Here is a 12,359-nt window from a genome sequence, read left to right on the forward strand (position 1 = left end):
ATCTAGATACTTTATGTCCCGGACTCTTTTTTCTTTATCAATTTAATTAATGAATGAAATTATATGAAGCAGCTTCACTTGAAGAAAGTGTACGAGATGTTACTACACCTACACCATGTCCATAATTCATTTCAGATACTGTGATTGAACCATTACTATTTACACTTTCAACATATGCTACGTGACCGTAAGCACCAGCAGTAGATTGCATAATTGCACCTGCAGATGGACGGTTATTTACTGTGTAACCAGCAGATGCTGCAGCATTTGCCCAGTTATTTGCGTTACCCCAAGTCGAACCGATTTTACCACCTACACGGTCATATACATAATATGTACATTGGCCAGAAGTATAGTAGTTTCTACCTGAGCTAACAGAGTTAGAAATTGAAGCTCCCGTTGATGAAGGTGCAGTTACAGTAGTTACTTTTACATTATTATTAGAAGTAGAAGCAGAAGCTGAACCTAAACCACCAGTGTGTTGATTATTTGTTGTGTAAGATTGTGTTGGATTACTAGCAACTTGATTTGAGTTATTAGTATGATAGTTGTTATAACTATATGTTGAATTTGTATTAGAATAATTATTATATGTATTGTAGTTATAATTATAATTATAGTTAGAATGATTTAAACGATCTGGGCTCCAGTTACCTTTCCAAGTGTAATGGTAGTTACCTTGTTGATCGATAGTGTAAGAGTAGCTATATGAAGTAGGATCATTTGGATTATATCCTTGTTCAGCTGCATGAGCTTCATGTCCTTGTCCGGCGATAGCAATTGCGGCAACTCCTGCAGTAGCGATTGTAGCTGTAGCGATTTTTTTCATTATAAATTTCCTCCTGAGAATTAAATTAATATTATTTTATATTTAATAGTCATTTGTTAACTTAGTCTTTAAATCATTTTACTTAACGACAAGAATTACTTTATCAAAAAAATTACAATTTGTGGGGAATGTTAATGATTTGTAATTTTTCGATAATATAAAAGCTTGTAAATTTAATTATTAGTAATATTTTTTAATATAAAAAAAGCTATTATGACAGTGTTTACAGAAGAATATGAAAAAAATACTCATTTTCTTGTAATCTTTTTGTAAAATAATAGAAAAATAATTTATAACAAAATAATTTAGCCTATTGAATGATTCCTTGATTAAACAAATACTAAAAAATCATTTTATATGTCCTCTTTATATATAAATAAAGTAAGTTTATATTGAAAAATAATAAAATCATACTATAAGATAATAAAGTGATAAAATAAGTCAAAATATTGCTACTGCTAATACCGAAATAAAACATAAAATTGTATATGAAGATAGATCTCCGATACGCATACACAAGTATCGAAGCGATAATTCAATAGAATTAAGTGGTGAATAAAGGGGAGAAATGTCATCGCTTATATCTAGTCTTTATATTACAAACGAGAGGAAAGACGTATGATAGATAATTTTTCGGTAAAGCTTTTAAAAAATACGAGAATAGTAAAACAAAAAGAATCCAATATCAAACTTATATATTGGTTAAAGGGTTCTGGAAAAATAAATTTAGACTTAGATACATATAATATGAAAAAAAGAGATCTCGTATTTATTATGTTAAATGATTTATATTCGATAGAAGGCGAAACGAACTCTGTTATTGCAATAATTGAAATTTCATTCACAGATTATTTAAGATTTGCAGACGATTATATCAGACAAAAAGGATATAAATTTTCTTCTATTGAACGAAAACAATTAGAATCATTTATTATTAATCTTCTTGAATTTGAAAGTCGAAAACCTCGACTTCCACACATAAGGGATAAATTAGTTAAACATTTATGTGTAGAATTAGGTTATATTCAAAGAAAACATCGTCAAAACTATAAACTAGACAATCCACTTGTAGATGAAGTTCATGAATATATTATTGAACATCATCATGAAAAGATTAATAAACAAGCATTAGCGAATTCACTTGATATGTCTAACAAAGAGTTAAGTCAAGTGATTAAATTTCATACACCTTATCATAATATTGCTCAATATATTAATGATATTCGTTTGAAATTATGTTTACTTGATATTTTAGATAGCAGTGAATTTATTCAAGATATTGCTTATAAACATGGATTTAATCATTTTCCGAGATTTATTGCATTATTTAGTAAGAAATATGGGATGACTCCAGGTCAAGCACGAAAAAAACAATTTGCTCCAATATATAAGGCTACCGAAACGGTTGAAATATCTTTAGATTATGAAGCACAGTTACTTATAGCTGAGGCCAAAAGTAACTATCATACCTAAAATAGGATTAAGTCCATTAATAAGTAAAAAGATAAAGTATTTAGACCTTTACTCATACTTAATATGAAGTAAGTATATGTATGATATAGAGATAAACTTGTAACACTTTAAAATTGTATCGCAATACTAAAGTCTGTCTTCTAGAATTGTTGTATAAATTGCGAGGTGGCAACTATCATGACAAAAAACGATATGGATGTACTATTATTTTATCTTTTATTTTATAAAGCAGTCGATGAACTTCTAAAATATTCTAAAAACCTAAATATTGAACACCTAAATGTACTATATGCTATTATTGATTATCATAAAACGAACCATCAAGGTATGGATATTGAAACATTAATGAAAAAAACGTATTTATCTAAACGAACTTTATTCTATCTTGTTAGCCATTTATACCACGAAAATTGGATTTTTAAATCTTATGATGCAAATGATCAACGAAGATTAAGAATCTTACCTGTAGAAATGTATGAAAGAAAAATGAAACATTTATTATTAGAAATTGGAGAATTACTTGAAAATAACTATCTTAAAACATCAATCAAGAATATGAATTATTGTAAGTTAACATATCTAATTACTATTTATAAAGTTTTAAATAAGATTGAAAAGAGTATTAAGCATTATCAGTTAAGTTTAAATGATTTGCTTGTTTTAGGCATTATTTGGTCGAATCAAAATGATATCTCGTTGAAATCGATAAACTATTTTTCACGTTGTCAGTCTATAAATATAAATTTAGTAATTAAACGATTACAACAAAGTGGTTATATTTTGAAAGAAAGAGATGTTATAGATGAACGTAGAGTGTGTATAAAGTTAAATATGTCAAAAAAGGAAGAGATTCATGATATCTTGAGACATTGTAGTAAAATGATAAAAAAGGAATTAACATTATAATTTGTTTTAAAAATAACTAGTGATGTAAGAAAGGCTTATCTCTTACATTACTAGTTATTTTAGGTGTATAACGCATGAAATAATTATGTATAATTTAATTTGTCAAATGAGATTTTAATATATAATATCATTTTAATTTCATAAAAATATTGAAATATTATACTTAAATGTTATAAAATAATTTTTATAGCATAAGAAATGTTTAGTGTTGTAGTAGTTAGTATACATGAACCTTGTAGCAACTAGATGTACATCAGAGGAGTGGTTTAGAATATGGGACAAATTAAAGACATCAATGATTTAGTTAACGCAACATTTCAAGTGAAAAAGTTTTTTAAAGACACTAAGAAAAAATATAATCTGAATTATGAAGAAATTTATATTTTAAATTATATTGTTAAAAGTAAAAAAGATGAAATTACTTCAAAAGAAATTGCAACGTATTCAGAATTCAAACCTTATTACTTAACTAAAGCATTACAAAAATTAAAAGATTTACAATTATTATCAAAAAAACGTAGTATACAAGATGAAAGAACAGTTATTGTTTATGTAACAAAAGAGCAACGCGAGAGAATTAATGCTTTAATTGCTGAATTAGAGAAATATATACAATAGAATGATGATGGGGTAAATGAGTGAGACAGAATGTCTGTCCACTCTTTTTTAATTCTAATATACTATGTTAATTAGATACTTTATATTATTAAAACCGAGTGTTAAACTATGATTAAATATATCAAATATCGAATAGGTGGTAGTCATGTTAGATTCATTTTTAATAAGTAGTGATATTCAAAGAAAATGGATTAAAAAATTTAAAACAATTGAAGATACATTTAAACAAAGAGCAGCAGAAGAAGATATTGACTCTAAATTCCCATTTGACAATATAAAATGGCTTGTAGAGGAAGGTTATAGTGTGTTAACTTTACCTAAATCATATGGTGGAGAAGGTGCAACAATAGAAGATATGGTCGTTTTACAATCGTATCTTGGAGCTATAGATGGTGCTACAGCACTGTCTATAGGCTGGCATCTAAGCGTTGTAGGACAATTATATCAACAACATATGTGGAGTCAAACTATGCTTGATCAATTTGCAATAGAAGTAAAAAATGGTGCGCTTGTAAATAGAGCAGTAAGTGAAGCGGATACTGGTAGTCCTACTCGTGGTGGGAGACCTGCTACACATGCAATAAAAACTAAAGACGGATATAAATTAAATGGTGTAAAAACGTTTACTTCTATGAGTAAAGCATTGACACATTACATTGTTGCTGCATTTGTAGAAGATATTCAAGAAGTAGGCTTCTTTTTAATTCCTAGAGAGACTAAAGGTTTAGAAATTGCAGATAATTGGAATATGTTAGGGATGCGTGCAACGGAAAGTCATGATTTAGTATTAAATGATGTTATAGTTCCGTTTGAAAACTTTGTAGAAACAAAACATAAACCGCAACCCAATGGATGGATTTTACATATACCAAGTGTATATTTAGGTATTGCCCAAGCAGCGAGAGATTATGCTATTGAGTTTGCCAAAATACATTCTCCTAATAGTATTGAGGGAACAATTGCTACGCTACCTACTGTACAACAAAATGTTGGGAAAATGGAATCACTCTTATTATCTGCACGTCATTTTTTATGGAGTACAGCTAGAGGTTACAATCAATATAATGAAACACTTAATATTTGGAATGAAACATCTGCAAGTAAAATTTTAGTCATGAATCAAGGATTAGAAGTAGTGGATCTTGCTATGCGAATAGTAGGGGCAAAAAGTTTAGAAATGGATCGTCCATTACAACGCTATTATCGTAATATGCGTGCTGGCCTACATAATCCTCCTATGGAAGATGCAGCATATACGAATATTGCAAAGTCTATACTTGATTTAATGTAGAATGAATTTTTTATGTATAATATGTTTAAAGAAAGCTATGATTACGTATAATGTAGTCATAGCTTTTTTTACATATTTTTTGGAGGGATTTAATGACTAAAATATATTTTAATCATGATGGCGGCGTTGATGATTTAATATCGCTATTCTTATTACTACAAATGGATAATATTGAATTAGTAGGTGTAAGTACAATCGGTGCAGATTGTTATTTAGAACCTTCTCTAAGTGCGTCATGTAAAATTATAAATCGTTTTTCAAATTTATCTATTGATGTAGCTCCTTCATATGAAAGAGGAGTTAACCCTTTTCCGAAAGACTGGAGAATGCATGCCTTTTTTATGGATGCGCTGCCTATTTTAAATGAGGAATGGATTGATAAACGTTCTATAACGAGTACATTTGAAGCTTATGAGGATATTATTAATGTATTAAATAATAGTAAAGAAAAGGTGACTTTATTGTTTACTGGTCCGTTAACTGATTTAGCCAAAGCAATCAAATATGATAAAACAATAGTAAACAATATTGAAAAGTTAGTTTGGATGGGAGGAACATTTTTAGAAAAGGGAAATGTAGAAGAACCCGAACATGATGGCACAGCTGAATGGAATGCTTTTTGGGATCCTGAAGCTGTTAAAACAATATTTGATACGTCTATCAAGATAGAAATGGTAGCGTTAGAAAGCACTAATCAAGTACCATTGACACCAGCTATTCGTCAAATGTGGGCAAATCAACGTCAGTTTATAGGAGTTGATTTTTTAGGCATCAGTTATGCAGCTGTACCTCCTCTTACTCATTTTGTCACCAACTCTACTTACTTTTTATGGGATGTATTGACGACTGCTCAAATTGGTAAAGAAAACTTAACAGATTCTATAGAACTTAAAGTAGATGTATGTACAAAAGGACCAAGCCAAGGAGGCACATATGAGAGCGATGATGGACGTATGGTGCATGTCGTTAATCATGTCAATCATGATGAATTCTTCAACTATATCACGTCTTTAGCTAAAAAAGTAGTTCATTAACTTTAAATGTAAACTTTTTATATAAAATAGTTTACATAAGTGGTATAATTTTCTTCATAAAAGGAGGAAATCAAATGAGTACAAAAAATTTAGTATATACAGCGTTAATGACAGCGGTTATTTGTATTTTAGGTCTAGTACCCGGAATACCGTTACCATTTATGCCTGTACCAATTGTATTACAAAATATAGGTATCTTTTTAGCAGGAGTTATATTAGGACGTAAATACGGCGCACTCAGTGTTATTATCTTCTTATTATTAGCAGCCACAGGTTTGCCATTATTATCAGGTGGACGCGGTGGAATAGGTGTGTTTGCAGGTCCTTCAGCAGGATTTTTATTCTTATATCCAGTAGTGGCGTATCTTATAGGTTTAGTAAGAGATCGTTTTAAAAATCATATTAATTTCTTGACATTATTTATTGGTATACTTGTATTTGGTGTTTTATTATTAGATATTGTAGGAACAATCATTATGGGATTCATTATACATATGCCTATAAGTAAAGCATTTTTATTATCATTTACATTTATTCCAGGAGATATTATTAAAGCGATTATTGCGAGTTTAATCGGCACAACATTACTTAACCATTCACGTTTTAAGAATTTGATATAATAGTACAAAATATACATAGTTGGGTGATGGTTACTATGACATACATAACAATGAAGCAGATTAAAGAAAATGGAAAAATATACTTAGAAGATGAGTTGAATATTATATATTTAACACCTTCTGATCCAATGACATATCACATGAATAAGTGGCAGTACAAAACGTTACCTTCAATTAATCAGTGGTATTCAGATATGGAAAAACAACGAATTTTGCATAAAAAACAACATTCTTCTCATTTATCTTTTACATTTCCAGAAAACCAATTACTGCATTCTACATGGTTAGAAGCGATACGCAATGAAGGATTTCAATTAGGACTACTTGAATTGTACGCGATAGATAGTGTTACATTAAAACAATTTGAGAGCAATATTCAGGTAGATATTGAACCTGTAACTTCATTTAACATGGAAGATTATTTAAGTGTTTACAATGAATTTTCAAAACCGTATGGCGAAGCGTTTGTTAAAGAAAGTGAAGAACGAACGAGAGAGGCAATATTAAAGCAAATAGATGACGTCACTCGTATAGTTGCATATTATCTTCATAAATCTGTGGGGATTTTGGATGTTATAGTTACAGATGAAACTGTTGAAATTGATGGGTTCGGCGTTTTAGAAGACTATCGTCATAAAGGAATAGGTACTACGATGCAGTCCTATGTAGGCCATTTAGCCGGTTCTCGACCAGTCATATTAGTGGCAGATGGCGATGATACAGCAAAAGACATGTATATAAAGCAAGGCTATATTTTTCAAAGCTTTCAATATCAGATAGTTAAAGAAGATGCGATATAAATAAAAGTAGGGAGTGAAAAATGAATTTATAATAAATTCTATTTCACTCCTTTTATACGTTCTGGATGACTATAAATGTTAAAAGAATCACCTCTAATAAAACCAATAGCAGTAATATTTAAGTCATGTGCCAGTGTTATTGCCAATGTGGTAGGTGCAGATTTTGATAATATAACACCGACACCGATTTTAGCTGCTTTTAGTAAAATTTCAGATGATATGCGTCCACTAAAAATAAGTACTTTATTTCTAACAGGAATTTGATGAGTAAGACAAAAACCGTAAAGTTTATCTAAGGCATTATGTCTACCTATATCTTGACGATGTTCAAAAAATGCCTCACCATCACTAATTGCTGCGTTATGCAAGCCACCTGTTTGTTTAAATAAGGTACTTGCACTTTGTAAACCTGTCATCATATTTAAAATTTGTCTTGGAGTGAGAATGATATTAGACATAGACGTTTTAGCAATTGCTGCATCATTTTGAAAATAAAATTCTCGACTTTTTCCACAACATGAAGCAACCATGCGCTTTGTAGAATACTCAAAACGGTCGCTTAATGACTTAGTTAATTCTACATGAGCAAACCCTTTACTATCATCAATTTGTAAATGTTTAATTTCTTCTTTTTTATAAATGGCTCCTTCAGATGCTAAAAATCCTATGACTAACTCTTCTAAATGTGTCGGACTGCAGATTACTGTAGCAAATTCTTTTCCATTTACCATAATGGTTAATGGAAATTCGGTTACATAGCTGTCTTCAGTTTCGATGAGTTGCTCATCTTCATACCTAATAATTGGTTGATTTTGAACGGCATCTTTATCCATGAATGTCTCCCCTTTGGTTATAACTACTTTATACTGTATCATTATATTCACAAAAAGTATTTCAATGTTGAATGATTATATAAAACTTTATATTTTAAAATTTAGAAATAAATATAAAATACGGTAAAACTGTTCAAAAGATATAAAAAGCGTATAATATTTGATTGAATAGGGGGCATAAAAATAAATGACTGTAAAACGATTATTAGCGGTGTTAGGGACTTTCATTATCATTATAGCAGGTTGTTCAAATTCAAAAGATAATGACAATAGCAAGCAATCTTCAAAGTCAAATAATAGTGATAATCCTAAAACTGAATTGAAAGTTTCAGCAGCAGCAAGTTTAAGTGATGTAAGTAAAGCATTAAAGAAAGAGTTTGAAAAAACACATAAAAATGTAAATGTAACATTTAATTATGGTGGATCAGGGGCATTAAGACAACAAATTGAAAAAGGTGCGCCAACTGATGTCTTTATGTCTGCAAATACGAAAGATGTAGATATGTTGAAAAAACATAATCAAGCTCATAATACATATAAATACGCACATAATCAGTTAGTATTGATTGGTGATAAAAACAGTGATCAAGCTTCAGTAAAAGATTTAAAAGACAACGAAAAATTAGCTATTGGTGAAGTGAAAACTGTACCAGCAGGTAAATATGCGAAACAATATTTAGATAATCAACATTTATATAGTGATGTAAAAGATAAAATTGTATATGCCAAAGACGTTAAACAAGTATTAAATTACGTTGAAAAAGGTAATACTCAAATGGGATTTGTATATGAGACCGATTTATATACGAATAATGAAAGAACAGATAAAGTAAATGAGATTAAAAAAGCGGATTTGAAAAAACCTATCACTTATGAAGCGGGAGCAACATCAGATAACAAATTTGCTAAAGAATGGATAGAATTTTTAAAATCTAAAAAAGCGAAAGATATTTTAAAAGAATATCACTTTAAAGTATAGGGGGATGACATATGCCTGATTTAACACCTCTATGGATTTCTATTAAAGTAGGATTTATCAGTACGATAATTGTCTCTATATTAGGAATTTTTATTTGTAGAACGTTATATAAAAGAAAAGGGCATGCAACTCAATTTCTTGAAAGCTTAATATTATTACCTATTGTTTTACCACCGACAGTACTAGGGTTTATACTTATTATTGTTTTTTCACCTAGAACATTTGTGGGCCAATTCTTTCAAAATGTACTTCACTTACCCGTAGTATTTACAATGACAGGTGCAGTAATTGCATCTGTCATTGTTAGTTTTCCACTGATGTACCAACATACTATTCAAGGATTTCGAAGTATTAATCCTAAAATGTTAAATACTGCACGAACAATGGGAGCAAGTGAACGTAAAATCTTCTATCGTTTAATTCTACCATTATCTAAACGCTCAATTATTGCGGGTATTATGATGAGTTTTGCGAGAGCTATTGGAGAATTTGGTGCAACATTGATGGTTGCAGGATATATTCCAAATAAAACCAATACTCTGCCACTGGAAATCTATTTTTTAGTAGAACAAGGAAAAGAGAATCAGGCATGGTTATGGGTACTTGTACTCGTTGCATTTTCTATTACAGTCATTAGTATGTTGAATTTTGCGAATCGTGATAAAGTTCAGGAGGTAGACTAGATGTTACAAGTTAAATTACAACATCAGTTAAAGCAAACGTTGATTCATATTAACATTGAAGATACAAAAGCTAAAATATATGCAATACAAGGTCCCTCCGGTATTGGAAAAACGACAATATTAAATATCATTGCGGGATTAAGACAACCAGATGAGGCTTATATCAATATTGATAATCATCTATTAGTGGATACTGAAAACCATATTAATGTAAAGATTCAACAACGCCAAATTGGCTATTTATTTCAAGATTATCAACTTTTTCCTAACATGACGGTTCTTCAGAATATTACATTTATGACTAAACAGTCTAAACATATTGATGAGCTTATTCAACGTTTAAATATTAGCCATTTAATAAATCAATTTCCGCCGACACTGTCTGGTGGGGAAGCCCAACGTGTAGCACTCGCGCGAACTTTAAGCACGAAACCCAATTTAATTTTACTTGATGAACCTTTTTCAAGTTTAGATGATATTTCTAGAGATGAAGGCATCCATCTAGTTAAGCAAATTCATGAGGAATGGTGTATACCTATTATTTTTGTAACGCACTCTAATTATGAAGCAGAAGTATTAGCAGATGAAATTATTCAAATTAAATAAATAGGAGTAGGATATCGAAGTTTAGAACGTTTTAGATTTCTGTCCTACTCCTATTTCGTTATAATAAAAAGAAGAGAGAATGTTGAGAGAGGTTTCAAATAATGACTCAAGAACGTTATTCAAGACAAATTTTATTTAAAGATATTGGAGAACATGGACAACAAACCATTAATCAGAAACATGTATTGATTGTTGGAATGGGCGCTTTGGGTACCCATGTAGCTGAAGGACTTGTTCGTGCTGGTATTCAAGAGTTGACTATTGTGGATAGAGACTATATTGAATATAGTAATTTACAAAGACAGACATTGTTTACAGAAAGTGATGCAGATCGTATGTTGCCAAAAGTGGTTGCTGCACAAGATCACTTAAGACATATTCGTTCTGATATAAAAATGAATATTTATATTGAACATGTAGATGCCCAATTTTTAGAGCAATATGCAACGAGTGTAGATTTGATTATTGATGCAACGGATAATTTTGAAACAAGACAATTAATCAATGATTTTTCCTATAGATATCGCATTCCTTGGATTTATGGTGGAGTAGTTCAAAGTACCTATGTAGAAACTGCATTTATTCCAGGTCAAACCCCTTGCTTTAATTGTTTAATGCCTCAGTTACCAGTTATAAATCTGACATGTGATACTGTCGGTGTGATTCAGCCAGCCGTAACGATGACCACAAGTTTTCAATTACGGGATGCTTTAAAGATATTGATTGGTAAACAGATTCCCACAAAGCTGACATATGGAGATATTTGGGAGAATACACATTGTTCTTTTGGTTATAGTAAAATGCGTCGTGATGATTGCCCAACTTGTGGTAAGAATCCTAGCTTTCCGTATTTATATGCTCATTCGACTTCATATGCAACTTTGTGTGGTAGAGATACAGTTCAATATGAAAATAAAGACATTACAAAAAAAGTATTAGTTGATTTTCTTACAGCACTCGATATTCGTTACCATGAAAACCAATATATGTTAGTATTTGAATTTAAAAAACATAGAATTGTATATTTTGAGGGTGGGCGAATGTTGATTCATGGTACAACTAAGAAATCTGAAGCAATACATTTAATCAATCAACTATTTGGATAAGGAGAGAATGATGATGCATCAGCATGATAACAAAGAAGTTAAAAAAACAATTCAATGTGCAGTGTTAACAATTTCTGATACACGAAATAAAGAAACAGATAAAGGCGGTCAATTAGTTCAAAAGTGTTTGAAAGAACTGAATATAGAAGTGACAGAAGAACACTATCATATCATTAAAGATGACAAGGAAGACATCCAATCTCAAATTGACGAATGGTTAGCATCAGATATTGATGTCATTATAACGACTGGAGGCACTGGTATAGCACAACGTGATGTGACTATAGAAGCTGTAAAACCACTTTTAGATAAAGAAATTGAAGGATTCGGCGAACTTTTTAGATATTTAAGTTATACGGAAGATGTAGGAACAAAAGCGCTTCTCTCAAGAGCATTAGCGGGAACAGTTATGAGTAAATTAATCTTTACGTTGCCGGGATCAACTGGGGCAGTAAAGTTAGCAATGACTAAACTCATTATTCCGGAATTAAATCATATGGTTTATGAACTCCATAAATAAAATAGTCATAAAAAGCATTGTAAATCATAGGTTTCCCTAATTGAAAATGCTGCTTATGACT

At 30.5% G+C, this 12,359-nt stretch carries 14 protein-coding genes; 12 read left to right on the top strand and 2 right to left on the bottom strand.

Features of this window, described 5'->3' with window-relative positions:
- Positions 1 to 46: 46 nt before the first annotated feature.
- Positions 47 to 829, bottom strand: coding sequence for a CHAP domain-containing protein (locus HMPREF2647_RS09410; protein WP_019835268.1), 783 nt, complete (start codon positions 827 to 829; stop codon positions 47 to 49).
- Between the two features lie 618 nt (positions 830 to 1,447).
- On the opposite strand from HMPREF2647_RS09410, the gene HMPREF2647_RS09415 reads away from it, so the two are divergent.
- The 7 genes from HMPREF2647_RS09415 (at position 1,448) to HMPREF2647_RS09445 (ending at position 7,571) form a co-directional block, all read left to right on the top strand.
- Positions 1,448 to 2,302 carry a helix-turn-helix transcriptional regulator gene (locus HMPREF2647_RS09415; protein WP_019835267.1) on the top strand — a complete coding sequence of 285 codons (855 nt, stop codon included), beginning with the start codon at positions 1,448 to 1,450 and terminating at the stop codon, positions 2,300 to 2,302.
- A 177-nt stretch (positions 2,303 to 2,479) separates the two neighbouring features.
- Entirely contained in the window at positions 2,480 to 3,208 is a 729-nt protein-coding gene (locus HMPREF2647_RS09420; RefSeq protein ID WP_019835266.1) for a transcriptional regulator, SarA/Rot family, read from the top strand.
- A 273-nt stretch (positions 3,209 to 3,481) separates the two neighbouring features.
- On the top strand, positions 3,482 to 3,826 hold the full coding sequence (locus HMPREF2647_RS09425) for a transcriptional regulator, SarA/Rot family (RefSeq protein WP_002448494.1): 345 nt from the start codon (positions 3,482 to 3,484) through the stop codon (positions 3,824 to 3,826).
- Between the two features lie 145 nt (positions 3,827 to 3,971).
- Positions 3,972 to 5,117, top strand: a complete 1,146-nt coding sequence (locus HMPREF2647_RS09430) for an acyl-CoA dehydrogenase family protein (RefSeq protein WP_049334583.1) — start codon at positions 3,972 to 3,974, stop codon at positions 5,115 to 5,117.
- A 92-nt stretch (positions 5,118 to 5,209) separates the two neighbouring features.
- Positions 5,210 to 6,151, top strand: coding sequence for a nucleoside hydrolase (locus HMPREF2647_RS09435; protein ID WP_070859993.1), 942 nt, complete (start codon positions 5,210 to 5,212; stop codon positions 6,149 to 6,151).
- 74 nt (positions 6,152 to 6,225) lie between these two features.
- On the top strand, positions 6,226 to 6,771 hold the full coding sequence (locus tag HMPREF2647_RS09440; protein WP_002448536.1) for a biotin transporter BioY: 546 nt from the start codon (positions 6,226 to 6,228) through the stop codon (positions 6,769 to 6,771).
- 35 nt (positions 6,772 to 6,806) lie between these two features.
- On the top strand, positions 6,807 to 7,571 hold the full coding sequence (locus HMPREF2647_RS09445; RefSeq protein ID WP_049434073.1) for a GNAT family N-acetyltransferase: 765 nt from the start codon (positions 6,807 to 6,809) through the stop codon (positions 7,569 to 7,571).
- Between the two features lie 38 nt (positions 7,572 to 7,609).
- On the opposite strand, the gene fdhD is transcribed toward HMPREF2647_RS09445, so the two are convergent.
- On the bottom strand, positions 7,610 to 8,404 hold the full coding sequence (gene fdhD / locus HMPREF2647_RS09450; protein ID WP_017174872.1) for a formate dehydrogenase accessory sulfurtransferase FdhD: 795 nt from the start codon (positions 8,402 to 8,404) through the stop codon (positions 7,610 to 7,612).
- Positions 8,405 to 8,591: 187 nt separating this feature from the next.
- On the opposite strand from fdhD, the gene modA reads away from it, so the two are divergent.
- From modA to HMPREF2647_RS09475, 5 genes are all read left to right on the top strand, one after another.
- Entirely contained in the window at positions 8,592 to 9,383 is a 792-nt protein-coding gene (gene modA, locus HMPREF2647_RS09455) for a molybdate ABC transporter substrate-binding protein (RefSeq protein ID WP_017174871.1), read from the top strand.
- Between the two features lie 11 nt (positions 9,384 to 9,394).
- Entirely contained in the window at positions 9,395 to 10,066 is a 672-nt protein-coding gene (gene modB, locus HMPREF2647_RS09460) for a molybdate ABC transporter permease subunit (RefSeq protein WP_017174870.1), read from the top strand.
- Positions 10,067 to 10,672 (top strand): ATP-binding cassette domain-containing protein, encoded by a 606-nt coding sequence (locus tag HMPREF2647_RS09465; RefSeq protein WP_017174869.1) that lies wholly within the window; start codon positions 10,067 to 10,069, stop codon positions 10,670 to 10,672.
- A gap of 101 nt (positions 10,673 to 10,773) precedes the next feature.
- Positions 10,774 to 11,778, top strand: a complete 1,005-nt coding sequence (locus tag HMPREF2647_RS09470; RefSeq protein WP_070859994.1) for a ThiF family adenylyltransferase — start codon at positions 10,774 to 10,776, stop codon at positions 11,776 to 11,778.
- Positions 11,779 to 11,791: 13 nt separating this feature from the next.
- The gene (locus HMPREF2647_RS09475; protein WP_017174867.1) at positions 11,792 to 12,298 is read left to right on the top strand and encodes a MogA/MoaB family molybdenum cofactor biosynthesis protein; all 507 of its coding nucleotides are present in this window, start codon (positions 11,792 to 11,794) and stop codon (positions 12,296 to 12,298) included.
- Positions 12,299 to 12,359 lie beyond the last annotated feature (61 nt).

The sequence above is a fragment of the Staphylococcus sp. HMSC035D11 genome, assembly GCF_001836075.1.
GTDB lineage: Bacteria > Bacillota > Bacilli > Staphylococcales > Staphylococcaceae > Staphylococcus > Staphylococcus hominis.

Coding starts and splice junctions, on each gene's coding strand:
- HMPREF2647_RS09435 (WP_070859993.1), top strand. CDS start 5,210: ATGACTAAAATATATTTTAATCATGATGGCGGCGTTGATGATTTAATA.
- HMPREF2647_RS09430 (WP_049334583.1), top strand. CDS start 3,972: ATGTTAGATTCATTTTTAATAAGTAGTGATATTCAAAGAAAATGGATT.
- modA (WP_017174871.1), top strand. CDS start 8,592: ATGACTGTAAAACGATTATTAGCGGTGTTAGGGACTTTCATTATCATT.
- HMPREF2647_RS09420 (WP_019835266.1), top strand. CDS start 2,480: ATGACAAAAAACGATATGGATGTACTATTATTTTATCTTTTATTTTAT.
- HMPREF2647_RS09445 (WP_049434073.1), top strand. CDS start 6,807: ATGACATACATAACAATGAAGCAGATTAAAGAAAATGGAAAAATATAC.
- modB (WP_017174870.1), top strand. CDS start 9,395: ATGCCTGATTTAACACCTCTATGGATTTCTATTAAAGTAGGATTTATC.
- HMPREF2647_RS09465 (WP_017174869.1), top strand. CDS start 10,067: ATGTTACAAGTTAAATTACAACATCAGTTAAAGCAAACGTTGATTCAT.
- HMPREF2647_RS09470 (WP_070859994.1), top strand. CDS start 10,774: ATGACTCAAGAACGTTATTCAAGACAAATTTTATTTAAAGATATTGGA.
- fdhD (WP_017174872.1), bottom strand. CDS start 8,404: ATGGATAAAGATGCCGTTCAAAATCAACCAATTATTAGGTATGAAGAT.
- HMPREF2647_RS09425 (WP_002448494.1), top strand. CDS start 3,482: ATGGGACAAATTAAAGACATCAATGATTTAGTTAACGCAACATTTCAA.
- HMPREF2647_RS09410 (WP_019835268.1), bottom strand. CDS start 829: ATGAAAAAAATCGCTACAGCTACAATCGCTACTGCAGGAGTTGCCGCA.
- HMPREF2647_RS09415 (WP_019835267.1), top strand. CDS start 1,448: ATGATAGATAATTTTTCGGTAAAGCTTTTAAAAAATACGAGAATAGTA.
- HMPREF2647_RS09440 (WP_002448536.1), top strand. CDS start 6,226: ATGAGTACAAAAAATTTAGTATATACAGCGTTAATGACAGCGGTTATT.
- HMPREF2647_RS09475 (WP_017174867.1), top strand. CDS start 11,792: ATGCATCAGCATGATAACAAAGAAGTTAAAAAAACAATTCAATGTGCA.